18 protein-coding genes are annotated in these 18,978 nt (G+C 36.4%); 10 read left to right on the forward strand and 8 right to left on the reverse strand.

Features of this window, described 5'->3' with window-relative positions; translation table 11 throughout:
- Positions 1 to 10 precede the first annotated feature (10 nt).
- From trpS to ileS, 7 genes are all read right to left on the reverse strand, one after another.
- Positions 11 to 979, reverse strand: coding sequence for a tryptophan--tRNA ligase (trpS, locus tag QWT87_RS14705; RefSeq protein ID WP_302716813.1), 969 nt, complete (start codon positions 977 to 979; stop codon positions 11 to 13).
- A 323-nt stretch (positions 980 to 1,302) separates the two neighbouring features.
- Entirely contained in the window at positions 1,303 to 1,947 is a 645-nt protein-coding gene (locus tag QWT87_RS14710) for a SanA/YdcF family protein (RefSeq protein ID WP_302716815.1), read from the reverse strand.
- Positions 1,948 to 1,962: 15 nt separating this feature from the next.
- Positions 1,963 to 2,601 carry a lipoprotein signal peptidase gene (locus QWT87_RS14715; protein WP_235131598.1) on the reverse strand — a complete coding sequence of 213 codons (639 nt, stop codon included), beginning with the start codon at positions 2,599 to 2,601 and terminating at the stop codon, positions 1,963 to 1,965.
- Positions 2,601 to 2,792, reverse strand: coding sequence for a DUF2683 family protein (locus tag QWT87_RS14720; RefSeq protein ID WP_076396253.1), 192 nt, complete (start codon positions 2,790 to 2,792; stop codon positions 2,601 to 2,603). Before QWT87_RS14720 ends, QWT87_RS14715 begins: the two co-directional genes overlap by 1 nt.
- Before the next feature lie 17 nt (positions 2,793 to 2,809).
- Positions 2,810 to 3,055: a DUF6576 domain-containing protein gene (locus QWT87_RS14725; protein WP_087708319.1), complete on the reverse strand. Its 246-nt coding sequence runs from the start codon at positions 3,053 to 3,055 to the stop codon at positions 2,810 to 2,812.
- Between the two features lie 81 nt (positions 3,056 to 3,136).
- Positions 3,137 to 3,517, reverse strand: coding sequence for a TraR/DksA family transcriptional regulator (locus QWT87_RS14730; RefSeq protein ID WP_002983772.1), 381 nt, complete (start codon positions 3,515 to 3,517; stop codon positions 3,137 to 3,139).
- A 59-nt stretch (positions 3,518 to 3,576) separates the two neighbouring features.
- Complete coding sequence (ileS, locus tag QWT87_RS14735; RefSeq protein ID WP_302716824.1) at positions 3,577 to 6,966, reverse strand: isoleucine--tRNA ligase; 3,390 nt, start codon at positions 6,964 to 6,966, stop codon at positions 3,577 to 3,579.
- Between the two features lie 488 nt (positions 6,967 to 7,454).
- Between ileS and QWT87_RS14740 the strand changes: the two genes are divergently transcribed.
- From QWT87_RS14740 to QWT87_RS14750, 3 genes are read left to right on the forward strand one after another with little or no spacing between them, the layout of a single operon-like run.
- Entirely contained in the window at positions 7,455 to 8,747 is a 1,293-nt protein-coding gene (locus QWT87_RS14740) for a phenylacetate--CoA ligase family protein (protein ID WP_302716826.1), read from the forward strand.
- A 19-nt stretch (positions 8,748 to 8,766) separates the two neighbouring features.
- A complete protein-coding gene (locus tag QWT87_RS14745; protein WP_302716827.1) occupies positions 8,767 to 9,369 on the forward strand; it encodes a hypothetical protein in 603 nt (200 codons plus the stop codon).
- A 21-nt stretch (positions 9,370 to 9,390) separates the two neighbouring features.
- Positions 9,391 to 9,990 carry a hypothetical protein gene (locus QWT87_RS14750; RefSeq protein ID WP_302716828.1) on the forward strand — a complete coding sequence of 200 codons (600 nt, stop codon included), beginning with the start codon at positions 9,391 to 9,393 and terminating at the stop codon, positions 9,988 to 9,990.
- Between the two features lie 304 nt (positions 9,991 to 10,294).
- Here the strand turns inward: QWT87_RS14750 and QWT87_RS14755 are convergent, their stop codons facing one another.
- On the reverse strand, positions 10,295 to 11,539 hold the full coding sequence (locus tag QWT87_RS14755) for an NAD(P)/FAD-dependent oxidoreductase (protein WP_302716830.1): 1,245 nt from the start codon (positions 11,537 to 11,539) through the stop codon (positions 10,295 to 10,297).
- Between the two features lie 96 nt (positions 11,540 to 11,635).
- Here QWT87_RS14755 and QWT87_RS14760 point away from each other — a divergent pair, with 96 nt between their 5' ends.
- From QWT87_RS14760 to QWT87_RS14790, 7 genes are all read left to right on the forward strand, one after another.
- On the forward strand, positions 11,636 to 13,168 hold the full coding sequence (locus QWT87_RS14760) for an HAL/PAL/TAL family ammonia-lyase (protein ID WP_302716832.1): 1,533 nt from the start codon (positions 11,636 to 11,638) through the stop codon (positions 13,166 to 13,168).
- Positions 13,158 to 13,940, forward strand: a complete 783-nt coding sequence (locus QWT87_RS14765) for a hypothetical protein (protein ID WP_302716833.1) — start codon at positions 13,158 to 13,160, stop codon at positions 13,938 to 13,940. Before QWT87_RS14760 ends, QWT87_RS14765 begins: the two co-directional genes overlap by 11 nt.
- Positions 13,941 to 13,956: 16 nt before the next feature.
- Positions 13,957 to 14,688, forward strand: a complete 732-nt coding sequence (fabG, locus tag QWT87_RS14770) for a 3-oxoacyl-ACP reductase FabG (protein WP_288459824.1) — start codon at positions 13,957 to 13,959, stop codon at positions 14,686 to 14,688.
- Positions 14,689 to 14,762: 74 nt separating this feature from the next.
- Positions 14,763 to 15,983: a beta-ketoacyl-[acyl-carrier-protein] synthase family protein gene (locus tag QWT87_RS14775; RefSeq protein ID WP_302716836.1), complete on the forward strand. Its 1,221-nt coding sequence runs from the start codon at positions 14,763 to 14,765 to the stop codon at positions 15,981 to 15,983.
- Between the two features lie 4 nt (positions 15,984 to 15,987).
- The gene (locus QWT87_RS14780) at positions 15,988 to 16,242 is read left to right on the forward strand and encodes an acyl carrier protein (protein WP_302716838.1); all 255 of its coding nucleotides are present in this window, start codon (positions 15,988 to 15,990) and stop codon (positions 16,240 to 16,242) included.
- Between the two features lie 98 nt (positions 16,243 to 16,340).
- The gene (locus QWT87_RS14785; RefSeq protein ID WP_302716840.1) at positions 16,341 to 17,225 is read left to right on the forward strand and encodes an LpxL/LpxP family acyltransferase; all 885 of its coding nucleotides are present in this window, start codon (positions 16,341 to 16,343) and stop codon (positions 17,223 to 17,225) included.
- A gap of 199 nt (positions 17,226 to 17,424) precedes the next feature.
- On the forward strand, positions 17,425 to 18,963 hold the full coding sequence (locus tag QWT87_RS14790) for a phytoene desaturase family protein (RefSeq protein WP_302716842.1): 1,539 nt from the start codon (positions 17,425 to 17,427) through the stop codon (positions 18,961 to 18,963).
- Positions 18,964 to 18,978 lie beyond the last annotated feature (15 nt).

Here is an 18,978-nt window from a genome sequence, read left to right on the forward strand (position 1 = left end):
GTTTAGAACATTAAATTCCCAGACTTTCTCTCACTCTTTTCATCGTTTCCGTAGCAATCACTCTCGTTTTTGCTGCACCTTCCTGAAGTTTTGCTTCAAGTTCATCAAGATTGTTCATATAATAAGAAAAAAGTTCTCTTTCTTTTTCAAATCTTGTTAAAATAAGATCCAGAAGTTCTTTTTTCGCATGACCGTAACCAAAGTTTCCTGCTAAATATTTCGTTCTCAGTTCCTCAGTCTGTTCCAGAGTGGCAATTAACTGATAGATGGCAAAAGTTTTATCCGTTTCCGGATCTTTAGGCTCTTCTAAAGTTTTAGAATCTGATTCGATGCTCATTACCTGCTTTTTCAGTTCCTTTTCAGGCAGGAAAATATTGATGATGTTTCCTCGCGATTTAGACATCTTGTGTCCGTCAACTCCGGGAACGTATTTCGTGTTTTCCTGAAGCTCAGATTGTGGCAAAACAAAAACTTCACCCATCTGATTATTAAATCTGGAAGCGACATCACGCGCAATTTCCAAATGCTGAAGCTGGTCTTTTCCTACCGGAACAATTTCCGCATCGTATAATAAAATATCTGCAGCCATTAAAATAGGGTACGTAAACAAACCTGCATTCACATCCTGCAAACGGTCTGCTTTATCCTTGAATGAATGCGCTAAAGTTAATCTCTGATAAGGAAAAAAACATGATAAATGCCAAGAAAGTTCACAGGTTTCAGGGATATCGCTCTGTCTGTAAAAAAATGTTTTTTCGGTATCTAATCCACAAGCAAGCCAAGCCGCAGCAATCTCGTAGGTATTCTGTTTCAGTTCTTTCGCGTCTTTAATCTGCGTTAAGGAATGCAGATTCGCGATGAATAAAAATGATTCGTTTCCTTCCTGTTTCGATAATTCTATCGCAGGAATAATTGCACCCAACAAGTTTCCCAAGTGTGGTGTTCCGGTGGCTTGAATGCCGGTAAGAATTCTTGACATTGTTTAAAATTTATATTTAAAAATTAATGAACTGCAAATTTAATTAATTCTCCCTCAGATTCCATGAATTTACAGAGATGTTTATGTTTTATTGTTTGTGGTATTCGTGAAAACATTAGTGTTATTTTGTGTTTGGAAAATTTAAACGCAAAGATTTTATTCAAAAGCTATTATTTTTAGAAGGTAAAGGCAAATAAATTTGCTGCACGAAGCTTGAAAACGGAGCTTCATCAAATCAACTTGTTGATGCTTCTTTGCACACTTAGAAAAGTAATTATTATCAAATTAAAAACTTTGCGTTAAAAATCTGCAAGAAAAAAACATTAAGGAATCAAAATCTTATCCCCGCCAAACTTCGGTTCAACTCCTAAAAGAAGATCCAGATACGCTTTTGCTTTCGCCAGATATTCTCTCAGATTCGTCTTCAGACCTGCGTATTTATTCACGTCGGAAGCATTGTATCCGAAAGCTTCCATGCCGTTTTGTTGGGCTAAAAATACCGCCCTTTCATTATGGAATTTCTGTGAAACAATAATTAATTGATTTTGCCCGAAAATCTCCTTCGCGCGTACAACAGAATCCAGTGTTCTGAAACCGGCAAAATCAAGAAAAATATTATCCTTTGGAACTCCGTATTCCATCAATGCCATTTGCATATCTTCAGGTTCATTATAGTTTTTCTGGCTGTTATCACCGCTTACAATAATGTATTTTACCTTTCCGCTTTTATAAAGATCTGCTGCCGCCTGAATTCTGTTATAAAAATAAGCATTCGGTTTTCCGTTGCTCAGTGTTTTTCCTGTTCCCAGAAGCAATGCCGTTTTCATATTCGGAACCTCTGAGATATTGTATGATATATAGGCTTCGCTGTCTTTTTTAATGCTGTAATTCGCCCAGGCAATAAAAATAATTCCTGCCACAAAAAGAAGCAGGAAAATTTTAAAAATGTTTTTAATTAATTTTTTCATCAACAGTATATTCTTTTAAAATTCCAGACCGTTCGGAAATGCTTTTTTTCTGAAAATCAATAATAAAGCAGCTCCCACTGTAATTGCCGAATCGGCTACGTTGAAAATATATTTAAAAAATTCTATATGTTTTCCTCCGATTAAAGGCCAGCTTTCAGGAACGTTCCAGTCTACCAGCGGAAAATGCAGCATATCAACTACACAGCCTTTCATGAAAGTAGAATATCCTTCCCCGAAACTGGTGAATTTCGAAATTCCTCCGTATCCGATCCATCTGTTGATGCTCTCATCGTAAACTGTTCCGCTGTCAAAAATAAGTCCGTAGAACATTCCGTCGATAAGATTTCCTATTGCTCCGGCAAAAATCATTGCCATCGGAATCAGAAGATAATTGGATTCTCCTTTCTGTAACCATTTTTTAAACAAATAGATCATTCCGCCGATCAGGATGATTCTTACCAGAACCAGAAAATATTTCCCGATAATGCCTCCGAAATGAAGTCCGTAAGCCATTCCCGGGTTTTCTACAAACGTTAATTTAAACCCCGGAAGTACAGAAATACTGTCATCAAGATTAAAATGCGTTTTTACATAAATTTTTGAAGCCTGATCTATCAATAAAATAAGCAAGGTTACAAATGCTATCTTCTTCATTATAATCCTTTTGGTTTGTAAGGTTTTCCTATCTTTTCGTTTCTTTTGTCAACGATCTTCTTTACCGTTTTCTCGTTGTGATGGGTATTCTTGGTATGGAATTTTTCGAACTTAATGTTCATTTCTTTCAAAACACTTTTCAGGGCAGTAAGCTCCATTGCGTTTTTGGTGTGGACTATTATGGATTCCATTTTTTTTAATTTAAATTTTACTTTTTAGACAATTCGTCAAGTCTTTTTCTGTCTTTTGCCGACAGATCATTCACTCCGTTTTTTCCCATCTTGCTCAGAAGACGGTCGATCTCTTTTTCCCTTTCCCGTTTATCAGAATTAAACTGATCGTCAATCGTATAATTGCGCTTTTCATCCGGAAAGAACCTGTTTTTAATCCGGTCTCTGTTGAAAAATGCCAATACGACGGCAACGATAATTCCTAAAATTAATAATTCGCTCATGGGTAGATATTAAAAATTAGGTTTATAAAGTATTCCTCGAAATACGATATAAACCCAAATTTATTGTAGCTAACCTTGTGGTTATTTCTGCATATTTTTCGCTTCGATGCTCAGCGTAGCATGAGGAACCGCCAACAGTCTTTCCTTCGGAATAAGTTTACCCGTTACTCTGCACACACCGTAAGTTTTGTTTTCAATTCTTATCAAAGCGTTCTTCAGGTCACGTACGAATTTCTCCTGTCTTCCGGCCAAAATAGAATTCTGTTCTTTACTCAACGTTTCAGCGCCTTCCTCAAATGCTTTGAAAGTAGGGGAAGTGTCATCCGTCCCGTTATTCTGGTCGTTGATAAAGCTCTCTCTGATCAGTTGTAAATCCTTTTCAGCCTTTTCTATTTTTTCCTTAATGATTGCTTTAAACTCTTGTAAATCAGCATCACTGTATCTTACTCTTTCGTCTGACATGTTCGTTTCTCTTTTTTAATAAAATTATGAAATGGAATTTGAAAAACAATAACTATAAGTTAATTTTTTTCAACATTTATCTTAAAATTAACCTCATCTATTTCGATTTCGTTAAAATTTGAAAGTGAAGATACAATTTCTATTTTATTTGACAAGACTTCGGATGAAATATATTCTTCATTTTTCTTGATGTCATCAATGAAAGGAGCATTTTCTTCCAAAGAGATCGTAATTCTGTCCGTCAAATCGAAATCTTTCTCTTTTCGCAGGTTCTGAACTCTGTTGATGAATTCTCTTGCGATACCTTCAGATTTTAATTCATCTGTTAGCGTCAAATCTAATGCCACAGTGGTTTTTCCGTCGGAAGTTACCGTCCATCCCGGAATATCTTTTGTGGAAATTTCCACATCTTCCGGTGTAATTTCGTAACCCTGCACATCAATTTTTCCTTCTTTTTCCAAAGTGGAGATCTGTTCTGCGGTGAAATTGGTAATTTCTCCACCCACCATTTTCATGTCTTTTCCTAATTTTGGACCTAAAGCTTTAAAGTTCGGTTTGATCTGTTTTATAATTAAATGCGACGCTTCTTCAGCATTAATTAACTGTAATTCTTTAACGTTTACTTCCTGCTTAATTAAGTCTGCAACCGCGGAAATCTGCTCTTCCGTTTTCTTATCCAAAACAGGAATCAACACTCTTTGAAGAGGTTGTCTTACTTTTAAACTTTCTGCACGTCTGATGGAAAGCACTAAACTTGTTATCGTCTGTGCTAAATGTGTTTTTTCAACCAGATCTGCATCAATTAAACTTTCATCAGCAACAGGGAAATCCGTTAAGTGGATCGATTCCGCAGTTTCTTTTCGGGTTACTTTATTTAAATCCTGATACAACTGATCCATAAAGAACGGAGCGATTGGCGCAGATAATTTAGCAACCGTTTCAAGACAAGTATATAAAGTCTGGTAAGCTGAGATTTTATCTTCAGAATAATCTCCTTTCCAGAAACGTCTTCTGCAAAGTCTTACGTACCAGTTAGATAAATTGTCATTCACAAAAGTATTGATCGCTCTCGCTACTCTTGTCGGTTCGTAATCTTCGTAGAATGCTTTAACTTCTTTAATTAACAAATTCAGCTCAGAGAGAATCCATCGGTCGATTTCCGGTCTGTTCTCAACTTCTTTTTCAGAATAATTAAATCCGTCCACATTCGCATACAATGCAAAGAATGAATAGGTGTTGTATAACGTTCCGAAGAATTTTCTTCTCACTTCATCAATTCCTTCGATATCGAATTTCAGGTTTTCCCAAGGATTCGCATTGGAAATCATGTACCAACGTGTTGCATCCGGGCCGTAAACCGCTAAAGTTTCAAACGGATCTACCGCATTTCCTTTGGATTTTGACATTTTCAGCCCGTTTTTGTCCAAAACAAGCCCGTTACTCATTACATTTTTATAAGCAACAGAATCAAAAACCGCTGTTCCGATTGCATGAAGCGTATAGAACCATCCTCTTGTCTGGTCAACACCTTCCGCAATGAAATCTGCAGGGAACGCTTTATTATTATCAATTAATTCTTTGTTTTCAAAAGGATAATGCAACTGCGCATAAGGCATTGAACCGGAATCGAACCAAACGTCGATCAGATCGCTCTCACGCTTCATTGCTTTTCCTGAATCTGAAACCAGAACGATTTTGTCTACAATGTTTTTATGCAGATCCACAGATGCATAATTATTTTCAGACATATCTCCGATGATGAAATCCTTAAACGGATTTTCAGTCATCAATCCTGCTTCTACAGATTTTTCAATCTCGTTGTATAATTCTTCTACAGATCCGATAATCTTTTCTTCCTTCAGATCTTCTGTTCTCCAGATTGGCAAAGGAATTCCCCAATATCTTGAACGCGAAAGATTCCAGTCGTTTACATTCTCAAGCCAGTTCGCAAAACGTCCTTCTCCTGTAGATTTCGGCTTCCAGTTGATTTCTTTGTTTAAATCTACCAAACGGTCTTTTACAGCCGTCATTTTCACAAACCATGAATCCAACGGATAGTATAATACAGGCTTGTCTGTTCTCCAGCAATGAGGGTAGCTGTGAACATATTTTTCTACTTTGAAGGCTTTATTTTCAGTTTTCAGCAAAATTGCCAGTTCTACATCCCATGATTTTTCGGGTGCAGTTCCTTCATCGTAATATTCGTTCTTGATGTATTTTCCTGAGAATAATTCAGGAACATTCTCTCCTTTGATAAATCTTCCCTGTAAATCTACCAGCGGAACAAGATTATCATTTTCATCTTTTACCAACATGGGCGGAACTCCGGCTTCTTTTGCCGCTTTCGCATCATCTGCACCAAAAGTAGGCGCAATGTGAACAATACCTGTTCCGTCTTCAGTGGTTACAAAATCTCCCAAGATCACTCTGAAAGCTTTTTCAGGAGTGTCGTTTGGAGTAAACCATGGAACCAACTGCTCGTATTGAGTTCCTGTTAATTTTTCTCCCGTAAATTCTTTTAAAATCTGGTAAGGAATGGTCTTGCTCTCCGAAGTATAGTTTGCGAAATCTTCATCTGTTCCTTCCGCATATTTTTTCCCGAAATTTTTATTCAGAAGAACTCTTGCCAGAACTACAGTTACCGGCTGGAAAGTATATTGATTAAAAGTTTTAACCACAACATATTCAATGTCTCTTCCTACAGCCAAAGCCGTGTTGGAAGGTAAAGTCCAAGGTGTTGTCGTCCATGCAAGAATGTTTACATCTCCTTCAACATCATTAAACAGATCGGTAGATTCTTTTTTTACTTTAAACTGCGTCACAATCGTAGTGTCCGAAACATCATGATACGTTCCCGGCATATTTAACTCCGCAGAAGAAAGTCCTGTTCCTGCTTTTGGAGAATACGGCTGAATCGTGTAACCTTTATACAGCAGATCTTTGTTGTACAATTGCTTCAGAAGCCACCAAACCGTTTCCATGTATTTTGATTTGTACGTGATGTACGGATCATCAAGATCTACCCAATATCCGATTTTCTCGGTAAGGTTATTCCATACATCTGTATAACGCATTACCGCTTCACGACACGCTTTGTTGTAATCCTCAATTGAAATTTTTCTGCCAATATCTTCTTTAGTGATTCCTAATTCTTTTTCCACACCAAGTTCTACCGGAAGTCCGTGCGTATCCCAACCCGCTTTACGGAAAACCTGCTTTCCGTTCTGGGTCTGATAACGACAGAAAATATCCTTCAACGCTCTGGCCATTACGTGGTGAATTCCGGGCATACCGTTTGCTGAAGGCGGACCTTCATAAAACACAAACTCAGGTTGCCCCTCACGAATCTCAACACTCTTATTGAAAGTTTTATTCTGTTTCCAGAATTCTGCGATGTTCTCGGCTACGTCAATAAGGTTGAGGTTTTTGTACTCTTTAAATTGGCTCATTGTAATATATCAATATCGTTGATTAATTAAGTTGGCAAATTTACTAAAATTTGTCGGTTTATAATATATGTTTTATTTTGATATTTCCTATTAAAAACTTCTGTTTCAGAAAAATAAATGAAAAGATTAATTTTTTGTGAATTGTAAATTGTGAAATTTGCCTTTTTTGAATTATTTTGTCCCACAGATTTCAGGGAGTTCCATAGATGATTGAGCATATTTTAAACACAAATAGCATTAATATTTTCACAAATGTCACAGATTTTTTGTAAAGTGACGGATCAATAGGAGCGGGCTTTAGCCCGCTTTAACAATAAACGTCTTGAATTTGGTTTTAATCAAAACTTAAAATATTCTCTCGCAGATTTCAGTAGATTACGCAAGTTTATCACAAAATTATCAGTGAAAATCTGGGAAATCTGGGGAAAAATAAATCTGCTGGAATAAAAAATAAACTAATAAATTTGTCTTTTAAAAAATAAAAACCATTGGAATTCTATCCATTCATCGAAAGATCAGACATTCAGGAAATAAAAAAGTTTCAGGAGCAGAAGCTTCAGGAGCTTTTGGTTTATCTTGAAACTCATTCGCCATTTTATCAAAGATTATTCAAAGAAAACCATATGCATATTGCTGATATTCAGACTTTGGAAGACCTGCAGAAAATTCCGACCACAACGAAGAACGATATTCAGCAATATAACGATGATTTTTTCTGTGTCAATCCTGATAAAATTGTAGATTACAGCACGACATCCGGAACGTTGGGAGATCCCGTAACGTTCGGATTGTCAGATAACGATCTTGAAAGATTAGCGTACAACGAAGCCATTTCTTTTGCCTGTGCCGGAATAAAAAAAGGAGATGTGGTACAGATGATTACCACGATCGATAAAAGATTTATGGCGGGACTTGCCTACTTTTTAGGGCTTAGAAAAATGGGAGCGAGCGTGGTAAGAATGGGACCGGGAATTCCCGAACTTCAATGGGATTCCATTTTCAGATACAAACCGAAATATTTAATCACCGTTCCGTCTTTTTTGCTAAAAATGATCGATTATGCCGAAAAACACGGGATAGATTATAAAAATTCCAGTGTTTACGGAGCTGTGTGCATCGGGGAAAGCATCAAAAATCAGGATTTTACGGATAATATTCTTTCACAGAAAATTAAAGAAAAGTGGAATATTAAACTTTTCTCAACCTACGCTTCGACGGAAATGAGCACCGCTTTTACAGAGTGTGAAGAACAAATTGGCGGACATCACCATCCGGAATTAATTATCACCGAAATTCTTGATGATGAAGGAAATCCCGCGAAAGAAGGCGAAAGCGGAGAATTAACGATCACTACTTTGGGCGTTGAAGCGATTCCGTTGCTGAGATTTAAAACAGGAGATATTGTAAAAGCACATTATGAGCCGTGTAAATGCGGAAGAAATACAATGAGACTCGGACCTGTCATCGGAAGAAAGCAGCAGATGATCAAATACAAAGGAACCACCTTGTATCCGCCTGCGATGAACGATATTTTAAATGATTTCAATAAAATCCTCTGTTATCAGATTGTTATTCAGTCAAACGAAATCGGGTTGGATGAAATTATCATTAAAATAAGCACAGACAGCGATTCCGAGAGTTTTGTAAATGAAGTAAGAGATCATTTCAGAGCAAAATTAAGAGTGAGTCCGAAAATTGAACTGATAGATTTTGATATTTTATCTAAAACGGTATTTAACCCGAACAGCAGAAAGCCGATCACATTTGTGGATTTAAGATAAAAAATAAATAAAAACAACCATGAAAAAAACGATATTTCTACTTTTACTGGCTTTCTCGTCATGCTTGATGGCACAAAGAGTAAAAGTCATTACTGGAGATTATAACTTTTTAAAAGATCAAAAATTCATTAAAGTTGTTTTCAAATTTGAAGGTGTTACTTTTGCTAAAAAGAAAATTACCGAAGAACAATATATCGATGAGAGAATGCAGGAGATTGAAAAGAGGGCAGGAAAAAAAGAAGCTGAAAAATGGAAAAATGACTGGGAATTTTCAAAATCTAAAACTTTTCAGGATAAGTTTTTAGCTTCATGGAATAAGAATGCCAAAATTGAAGCATCTACAGATTTCAAAAGAACAAAATACACTCTAATTGTTGAGCCGAAATGGATCTCTCAAGGTGTTTTTGGAGGAATTGGCAGTATTCCTGCGGAAATGAATTCTAAAATGACCTTTGTAGAATCAGACAATCCCACGAATATTTTAATGGTTGTTGAAGGAATAAAAGCAACCGGAGATAATGGGATTGGTATTCCGAATAATAATGATCGAATTGCAGAATGCTACGCAAAAACGTCTAAAATGTTGGCGTTAAAAGTAGATCATTATGTTAACAAAAAATAGATCTTAAAATTTAAATAAACGATGAAAAAAACATTCCTATCCTTTCTGGTTTTTTTAGCTTGTGTTCTACATGCACAAAAGATGAAAGTGATTTCCGGAAATTTCGATTTCCTGAAAGGGCAGACTGAACTGAACCTTAAGATGGATTACAGCCACATAACATTTTATAAAGAAAACATAGATGAGGCAGGCTACATTGCCAAACAGGAAAAAGCGATCCAAAAAGCAGGAAAAAGTCCTGAGGAATTTGAAAAGTGGAAGAAAGACTGGGAATATTCTAAAAATACTCAGTTTGTAGACAAATTTTTAGCATCCATGAGTAAAAACACGGATATTAAAACTTCTGTGAACAATTCATCTGCAAAATATACTCTCATTGTAGAAACTGTCTGGATTTATCCGGGATGGTTCGGAGGAATTATGAATCAGCCTTCAAAACTGAGTACCCTTTTAAAATTTGTAGAAACAGAAAATCCTTCTCATGTTTTACTGGAAATCGAAAGTAAGAATGCTCCCGGCGATAACTTTGTGGGACTTCCAAATAATAATGACAGAATTTCGGAAGGATACGCCAAAACAGCAAAGACTTTGGCTCATATGATTGAAAAAAAGATTAAATAATCTGAGTCGGGATAAGTCTTCTTAACCGCAATGATAAACAAAGAGATTCAATTATCAAGGATTCAGCTTTTAAGATATACAAAGGCGTAAAACTTATCAAAGTAATACCATTTTTGTGTTTTTTAAATAAACGAAGTGCCTTTGTTTAGCTTGCAAACTTTAAATAAGTAGAAAAATTTTTTGTTTTTCTTTGCGATAAATTAATCTAATGCTATAAATCAATTATTTAAATTTATTTCTTATCCCGAACTCAGGTAAAATAAAAATAATACAAAACCACTTCATATTTCAGAAGCGGATTTTTTTATGCTTGTTGCTTTTCTGTTTTAATAAATTCTGCCAGATTTTTAATCGCCGTATCATGAATTCTCACAAAAGTATTCTTCTTGTTCCAGACATAACCCGCCAAAACCGCACAGATTTTTCTTTTCACATCAGGATTTTCCGGCTGGTGGAAAAATAATTCCTGAAGATTTCCGGTGTACCATTCTTTTACATACGTTGTGAAAACATCAACTCCGTATAAAATATAGTCTGCAAATTCCTTTTGCCAGTCTACTTGTTCGCCGTTCAGTTGCCGTAAGGCTAATTTTGCTGCGGTCATTCCGCCTTCTGTGGCAAAAGCCATTCCTGAAGAGAAAACCGGATCTAAGAATTCCGAAGCATTTCCTGTAAGCGCAAAACCGTCACCATACAATTTTTTTACTGAGCACGAATAATCTTTCAGATGTTGAGGTTCAAAAAGAAAATCTACATCCCCGAAACGTTTTACATAATAATCCGAAAGGGAAATTGCTTTCCTCAAAGCTTCCGTTGTATCGCCGTTTTCAGAGAGTTTATCAATAAAATCGGTTGGTCCTACAATTCCTACACTTGTGTTTCCGTTAGAAAAAGGAATTACCCAAAGCCAGACTTCCGTTTCGATAATATCAAAAGAAATCAGAGTTCCTTCCGTTCCTTCTTCCCGGTTAATGTCTTTTACGTGAGAAAAAATTGCAGAATGAGGAGAAAGCTTTGAAGGTTTTTCTAAATCCAAAAGTCTCGGTAAAACCCTTCCGTACCCGCTGGAATCGATCACAAATTTGGCATGAATTTCTTTTATTCCGCCGTCTTTATTTTTTACAGTCGTTACAGAATCTGTTCCGTTGAATTCAATGCCGATTACTTCCGTTTCGAATTCAAGATCAATTCCTTTATTAATGACTTCCTGAGCTAAAACATTATCAAAATCCGCTCTCGGAACCTGCCATGTCCAGTCCCATCCTTCCCCGAATTTATTACTGAAATCAAAAATACAGACCTCGTTGCCTCTTAAAAAACGTGCTCCCAGTTTCTTCTCAAAGCCCATTTTATCAAGAGCAGGAAATAGTCCAGCTTCATCAAAATGATCCATCACACGCGGAATTAAGCTTTCTCCAACAACCAGTCTCGGAAATTTCGTTTTTTCAACAACTTTCACGTTGACGTTGTTCTTCTTTAAATATGAAGAAGATACGCAGCCGGACGGTCCTGCGCCGATTACAAGAACGTCAACAAATTCTTTACTCATCTTTGATTTTTTATTTTAATAATAACTTCTATCTTTGCCGCAAAATTAATGACAATTAATTAATAATTACAAAATTATCTTATTACTTTTTAATTGATGAAAATAAATAACTTTTTAGAACTGAGCGACTTTAAGAAAGTCATCATCAACAATGAGAAAATAGAACTGGATGAAACACTTCTTGCCAGAGTGGATGAAAGTTTTCAGTTTTTAAAAGAATTTTCAAAAAATAAAGTAATTTATGGGGTGAACACAGGTTTCGGACCCATGGCGCAGTTCAAGATCAGCGATGAAGACACCCATCAACTTCAGTATAACTTAATCAGAAGTCATTCTTCGGGGATCGGGAATCCGCTTCCTGCAGACGAAGCAAAAGCCTGTATGTTGGCAAGACTGAATACCTTATCATTAGGGAAATCGGGCGTTCATCATTCTGTAGTAAATTTACTTAAAGAATTAATAAACAGGGATATTACGCCGCTTATTTTTGAACACGGAGGCGTTGGAGCAAGCGGAGATTTGGTTCAGTTGGCACATCTTGCGTTGGTATTGATCGGGGAAGGAGAAGTTTTCTATAAAGGAGAAAGAAAATCAACAAAAGAAGTTTTTGAAATTGAAAACTTACAGCCGATCCAGGTAGAAATCCGTGAAGGATTAGCTTTGATGAACGGAACATCCGTGATGTCCGGAATTGGAGTCGTTAATGCGCATAAAGCGAATCAGTTAACCGATATTTCAATCAAATTATCTTGTGCGATCAACGAAATTGTTCAGGCGTACGACGATCATTTATCAGAAGTGCTGAACGGAACCAAACTTCATGAAGGACAGCAGAAAATTGCAGAAAAAATGCGCGCTCACTTATCTGACAGTCAATTAATCAGAAAAAGAGCCGATCATTTATATACTCACTTTGAAGAGCAGGAAAAAGTTTTCAAGGAAAAAGTTCAGGAATATTATTCTTTACGATGTGTTCCTCAGATTCTGGGACCTGTTCTGGATACGTTGGAATATACTGAGAAAGTATTGGAAAACGAGATCAATTCAGCAAATGATAATCCGATCATTAATGTTGAAGATCAGCACGTTTACCACGGCGGAAATTTCCACGGCGATTACATTTCCCTTGAAATGGATAAGCTGAAAATTGTGGTCACCAAATTAACAATGTTGGCAGAAAGACAATTGAATTATTTACTGAATTCTAAAATCAACGAAATTTTGCCTCCGTTTGTTAATTTAGGTAAATTAGGATTCAATTTCGGAATGCAGGGTGTTCAGTTTACAGCAACTTCTACAACGGCAGAAAGCCAGATGTTATCAAACCCGATGTATGTTCACAGTATACCTAACAATAATGATAATCAGGATATTGTAAGTATGGGAACCAATGCAGCGGTGATCTGCAGAAAAGTAATCGAAAATGCATTCGAGGTGTTGACAATTGAAGCCATTACCATTGTTCAGGCAATAGAATATCTTGGTTTTCAGGATAAAATTTCATCGGCAACTAAAGAATTGTACGATGAAATAAGAAAGATTATTCCTGCGTTTTCTGATGATATGGTGATGTATCCTTATCTGGAAGAAGTAAAGAAATATTTAAAGACAAAATATTATGAAATCTAAATCTTTATTTTTTCTCTTTATTTTTTGGAATGTTATGCTTATGTCTCAAACTAATTTAGGTGTTAGATATCAATTATTTAGCCAACAAAATAGTAATGTTGCAATAAATAATAACATTGATTTATCTGGAATTTCCAATGAAATAGCTTCATTTAGAAATATCATAGATAAAAAAAATAAAGTTGATGGAAAAATTGAGACTTTAAAGAATACTTTTTCTGCTATAAAACATTTTCCAGACAGAATAATTGACGGATGGCATTTAGTAAAAGCAACCAACAATTATAATATTTGTTCAGATGCAAAAGTATTAATTCAGAATAATGAAATAAAAAAGTTTGTTGTTGGCAATTGGATTAAAAATTCATTGGCTTTTGTTACTATTTCATCTATTAAAGATGCAAAAGCTGTTATCGAAGTTGGTTTTGATGATAAGTCAGAAACGTTAGAATTGTATTTTATGTATGATTTGGAAAAACAAAATCTTGTAGAAAAACCTTTTGAATCTGCATATATTTGTTTTTGGTCAGACTTAAAAAAAGCAGAACATATAAAAGTCTGGCTAAATAAAAAATTATTAGGTACTCTGAAAGGTGTAATTGTTTCACAAGCTAATTGTTATGATCCTTTAGCTATAACATTAGAAGTTAAACCAGGTATTTATGATTTTACAGCAGCAGGAAAAGGATCAATAGCGTGGGAAGGGGCAATAAATGCTAAAGAGAATGAATGTTTAAGTTTACTTCTTAACAAAGAAAATCAAAAAAAATAAAACATAATAACAACACATGAAATGTGCAATCGTCACAGGAGGCTCAAGAGGAATTGGAAGAGCAATCTGTATAAAACTGGCTGAAGAAAAAAACTACCATATCTTAATCAACTACACTTCAAACGAAGCAGCAGCTAAAGAAACGCTGGCTAAAGTTGAAGAATTGGGATCTACCGGAGAAATTTTGAAATTTGATGTAGGAAATGCCGAAGAAACCCAAAAAGTTTTAACAGAATGGCAGGAAAATAATCCTAAATCCGTTGTTGAGGTGATCGTAAATAATGCCGGAATTACAAGAGACGGATTGTTCATGTGGATGCCAATTGAAGACTGGAATGCGGTGATTAACACCAGTTTAAACGGTTTTTTCAACGTAACGAATTTCTTTATCCAGAAACTGTTACGCAATAAATACGGCAGAATCATCAATATGGTTTCTGTTTCCGGAGTAAAGGGAACGGCAGGACAGACCAATTATTCGGCGGCGAAAGGAGCTTTGGTAGGAGCTACAAAAGCGCTGGCTCAGGAAGTGGCGAAAAGAAACATCACCGTAAACGCTGTTGCACCTGGATTCATAAAAACGGACATGACGCAGGAATTCAATGAAGACGAATTAAAAGCAATGATTCCTGCAAACCGATTCGGGGAAGCAGAAGAAGTGGCAGATTTAGTCGCATTTTTAGCCTCTAAAAAGTCATCGTACATTACAGGCGAAGTCATCAATATTAACGGAGGAATCTACTCATAAAATCAGGTGGCAGGTAAAAGGCAGCAGTTGTGAGCTGCAATCCAAAACCTAAAACCTAAAACCTTGAACATTACATGGAAAATAGGGTTGTCATTACCGGAATGGGAATTTATTCCTGCATCGGAACTTCTTTGGAAGAGGTGAAAGAATCTTTATTTCAGGGAAAATCCGGAATTCATTTAGTAGACGAAAGAAAAGAATTTGGTTTCAGATCGGGATTAACGGGCGTGGTTCCGAAGCCGGATCTCAAAAATCTTCTCAGTCGCAGACAGCGCGTAAGCATGGGCGAAGAAAGCGAATATGCCTATATCGCAACGCTTGATGCACTGAAACAGGCAAATATAGACCAGGATTTTTTAGACAATAACGAAGTCGGAATTTTATATGGAAACGACAGTGTTTCCAAGGCGGTGGTAGAATCTATTGACATTGCGAGAGAGAAAAAAGATACAACGTTAATGGGTTCAGGAGCTATCTTTAAATCCATGAACTCTACGGTTACCATGAACCTTTCGACCATTTTTAAACTGAGAGGGATCAATTTAACCATCAGTGCAGCCTGTGCAAGCGGTTCTCACTCTTTGGGACTGGCTTACATGATGATTAAAAACGGTTTTCAGGAGATGATTATTTGCGGAGGAGCACAGGAAACCAATAAATATTCAATGGCGAGCTTTGACGGTTTGGGCGTTTTCTCAGTACGGGAAAATGAACCCACAAAAGCATCCAGACCTTTTGATAAAGACAGAGACGGATTAATTCCGAGTGGAGGAGCGGCAACTTTAATTGTTGAAAGCTTAGAATCTGCTCAGAAAAGAGGCGCGAATATCATTGCAGAAATTGTAGGGTATGGTTTTTCTTCCAACGGAGGGCATATTTCCACTCCAAATGTAGACGGACCTGCTTTAGCAATGGATCGCGCTTTAAAACAATCAGGATTATCGGCAAAAGATATCGATTATATTAATGCTCATGCGACGTCAACGCCGATTGGTGATGCCAATGAGGCGAAAGCCATTTTCGAAATTTTCGGAAGTGAAGTTCCGGTAAGTTCCACGAAATCCATGACCGGTCACGAATGTTGGATGGCGGGTGCGAGTGAAGTCATTTACTCGATCCTTATGATGCAGAACGATTTTGTAGCCCCGAATATCAATCTGGAAAATCCTGATGATGAGGCGAAAAAGATAAATTTGGTTGCTGAAACAAAAAGTCAAAAAATTGATGTATTTTTGTCGAATTCTTTCGGATTTGGGGGAACCAATTCTGCATTAATTGTTAAAAAATTTAATTAAAAACATGGAAAGGGAAAAGATTATTGCGATTGCCAATGACTTTTTAGTCAACGAATTTGAAGTAGACGGCGATGAAATCAGCAATGATGCAAACTTTAAAAAAACGCTGGGTTTAGACAGCTTAGATTATATTGATCTTGTAGTGGTTATCGAATCTAATTTCGGAGTGAAATTAGGAGAAGCAGACTTCAAAAACATCGTGACTTTTGACGATTTTTATACCGTGATCGAAAACAAGATTGAAGAAAAAAGCGTATAATCGATTTTGCTTCTTTGCTGAGTAAAACGCCCTTGCGAACTTAAAAAACAGGTAGTAGTTAAAAATTTCTTACGAACTTTGCGTTAAGAACAAAAAATATGAACAAGTGGAAAGGTAAATCTAAAGGGACGATTCTGGGCTACAAAATTTTCGTCTGGTGTATTAGAAATATCGGGATCAGAAGTTCATATGTAGTGCTTTATTTTGTTGCATTCTATTATTTTTTATTCGAAAAAAACAGCAACAGATACTACCGTTATTATTTTTCAGAAAGACTGAAATATGGCTTCTGGAAAACAAAACTTTCTCTGTTTAAAAGCTATTTCACTTTCGGAACCGTTCTTATTGATAAAACTGCCATTTCAGCAGGACTACGCGAAAAATACACTTACGAATTCGATGGCATCGAAAACCTCAGGAACCTTTTAGCCGAAAAAAAAGGCGGCGTTCTCATCAGTGCGCACATCGGAAATTTTGAAATTGCCGAACATTTCTTTGCCGATATCGATTTCGACTGTCAGATAAATTTAGTGACGACAGATCAGGAAGTTACAATTATTAAAGAATATCTTGAGAGTGTTTCCGTTAAGAAAAGCACTGTCAAATTCATCTACGTTAAAGACGATATGTCGCATATTTTCGAAATCAATGAAGCCTTGTCCAAAAACGAGCTCATTTGCTTTACCGGAGACCGATATTTCGAAGGCTCAAAGTTTTTAGAGGGGGAATTACTGGGAAAAACGGCAAAATTTCCTGCAGGACCCTTTCTCATTGCTTCCAGATTAGGCGTTCCGGTCGTATATGTGTATGTGATGAAAGAAAAAAATCTGCATTATCACTTGTACGCAAGAGTTGCCGAAAATATCAAAAAACGCGATGCACAGGGACTTTTGAACTCTTACACCCAAAACCTTGAATCCATGATCCGAAAATATCCGCTTCAATGGTTCAATTATTTTGATTTTTGGGACGATATTAATTAAATTTCCTACTTTTACCTTCAGAAAACTAATATTTAACTCAAACATTAAATGATTTAGAGATTTAAAATAAAGTCCTAAGTTTCCCTTTATCTTTGCTGAGTGTTAACGCCTTTGCGAACTTAAAAACAGGAAGTGATTAAAAAAAATCTTCGTGGACTTTGCGTTTTAAAATTCAAAATCATAAAAGACACTTTCCTCCTTGAAAAAAGAATTTGACATACTCGTCATCGGCAGCGGATTGGGCGGTCTTGTTTCGGCGCTTGTTCTGGCGAAGGAAGGCTTGAAGGTATGTGTTTTGGAGAAAAATAATCAGTACGGTGGAAATTTACAGACCTTTTCCCGTGACAAGCTCATCTTCGATACGGGAGTTCACTATTTAGGCGGACTTTCCAAAGGGCAGAATCTTCATCAGTATTTTTCCTATCTGGGAATTATGGATGAACTTCAGCTTCATAAGATGGACGAGAACGGCTACGACAAAATCACTTTCGGAGACGATGAAACCGAATATCCTCACGCACAAGGCTACAGGAATTTTGTTGAACAATTATCAAAATACTTTCCCGAAGAAAAAGACAATTTAGAAGACTATTGTGAAGAAATTCACAGAGTTTGCAGTCAGTTTCCCAGATACAATCTGGTGGGAAAAGACAATTACAACGAAGAAATCCTTCACTTAAATACCAAAAGATTTATCGAATCTTTAACCACGAATAAAAAGCTGCAGTCTGTTTTATTAGGATCCAATTTTCTGTATGCCGGAGATTCTGAAAACGTTCCGTTTTACGTTCATGCGCTCACTGTAAATTCCTATATCCAAAGTGCTTACAAATGCATAAAAGGAGGAAGCCAGATTTCAAAACTGCTGATTCGCAGACTTCGTGAACATGGAGCAGAAGTACACAAACATGCTGAAGTTTCCGAATTTATTTTTGATGAAAACAATATGTTATCCGGAGTAAAAACCTCAGAAGGAAAAGAATATTTTGCAAAAAAAATCATCTCAAATATCGAAATTCGCACAACCCTGAAACTTCTAGGCGAAGAAAGGCTTAAAAAATCATTTGTCAACAGAATTATAAGCTGGGAACCCGTTCCGTCATGTTTCAGCGTTTATCTGGTGATGAAACCACAATCTTTTCAGAATTTTAATTATAATATTTACCATTTTGTCAATGAGGAAATGGTCTGGAATGCCCATCATTATCAAAAAGAAAAATGGCCCGAAACGTATATGCTTTCTTCCACAGAATCCAAACACAATCCCGGTTTTGCAGAAAGTCTCACCGCTATTTCCTACATGGATTTTCAGGAAGTAGAAGAGTGGAAGGAAACCGTCAATACCGTTTCAGACAAATATGAAAGAGGAGCATTGTATGAAAAATTCAAGCTGGAAAAAGCTGAAAAAATGATGGATGCTTTAGAAAAGAAGTTTCCTGATTTAAGAAAATCGATTAAAAGTTTTTACACTTCTTCACCGCTGTCTTATCGCGATTATATCGGAAGTTTTAACGGAAATATGTATGGTTACATGAAAAGTTCCGAAAATCCTCTGAAAACAATGGTTTCTCCACGCACGAAAATCGACAATCTTTTTCTTACGGGACAGTCTGTGAATATGCACGGAATTTTGGGCTGTACGATCGGAGCATTCAATACCTGCGCAGAAATTCTCGGAAAAGAGCTGATTGATGAAAGATTAACACAATTGATTAATAAAAATAAAGGTGAAAAATAGCGAAAATGATATACC

This window comes from Chryseobacterium urinae (genome assembly GCF_030518295.1).
Taxonomy (GTDB): Bacteria; Bacteroidota; Bacteroidia; order Flavobacteriales; family Weeksellaceae; genus Chryseobacterium; species Chryseobacterium mucoviscidosis.

Excerpts from the sequence above, each read along its gene's own strand:
- trpS (WP_302716813.1), bottom strand. The coding sequence starts at position 979 with ATGTCAAGAATTCTTACCGGCATTCAAGCCACCGGAACACCACACTTG.
- QWT87_RS14710 (WP_302716815.1), bottom strand. The coding sequence starts at position 1,947 with ATGAAAAAATTAATTAAAAACATTTTTAAAATTTTCCTGCTTCTTTTT.
- QWT87_RS14715 (WP_235131598.1), bottom strand. The coding sequence starts at position 2,601 with ATGAAGAAGATAGCATTTGTAACCTTGCTTATTTTATTGATAGATCAG.
- QWT87_RS14720 (WP_076396253.1), bottom strand. The coding sequence starts at position 2,792 with ATGGAATCCATAATAGTCCACACCAAAAACGCAATGGAGCTTACTGCC.
- QWT87_RS14725 (WP_087708319.1), bottom strand. The coding sequence starts at position 3,055 with ATGAGCGAATTATTAATTTTAGGAATTATCGTTGCCGTCGTATTGGCA.
- QWT87_RS14730 (WP_002983772.1), bottom strand. The coding sequence starts at position 3,517 with ATGTCAGACGAAAGAGTAAGATACAGTGATGCTGATTTACAAGAGTTT.
- ileS (WP_302716824.1), bottom strand. The coding sequence starts at position 6,966 with ATGAGCCAATTTAAAGAGTACAAAAACCTCAACCTTATTGACGTAGCC.
- QWT87_RS14745 (WP_302716827.1), top strand. The coding sequence starts at position 8,767 with ATGAAAAAAACGATATTTCTACTTTTACTGGCTTTCTCGTCATGCTTG.
- QWT87_RS14750 (WP_302716828.1), top strand. The coding sequence starts at position 9,391 with ATGAAAAAAACATTCCTATCCTTTCTGGTTTTTTTAGCTTGTGTTCTA.
- QWT87_RS14755 (WP_302716830.1), bottom strand. The coding sequence starts at position 11,539 with ATGAGTAAAGAATTTGTTGACGTTCTTGTAATCGGCGCAGGACCGTCC.
- QWT87_RS14760 (WP_302716832.1), top strand. The coding sequence starts at position 11,636 with ATGAAAATAAATAACTTTTTAGAACTGAGCGACTTTAAGAAAGTCATC.
- QWT87_RS14765 (WP_302716833.1), top strand. The coding sequence starts at position 13,158 with ATGAAATCTAAATCTTTATTTTTTCTCTTTATTTTTTGGAATGTTATG.
- fabG (WP_288459824.1), top strand. The coding sequence starts at position 13,957 with ATGAAATGTGCAATCGTCACAGGAGGCTCAAGAGGAATTGGAAGAGCA.
- QWT87_RS14775 (WP_302716836.1), top strand. The coding sequence starts at position 14,763 with ATGGAAAATAGGGTTGTCATTACCGGAATGGGAATTTATTCCTGCATC.
- QWT87_RS14780 (WP_302716838.1), top strand. The coding sequence starts at position 15,988 with ATGGAAAGGGAAAAGATTATTGCGATTGCCAATGACTTTTTAGTCAAC.
- QWT87_RS14785 (WP_302716840.1), top strand. The coding sequence starts at position 16,341 with ATGAACAAGTGGAAAGGTAAATCTAAAGGGACGATTCTGGGCTACAAA.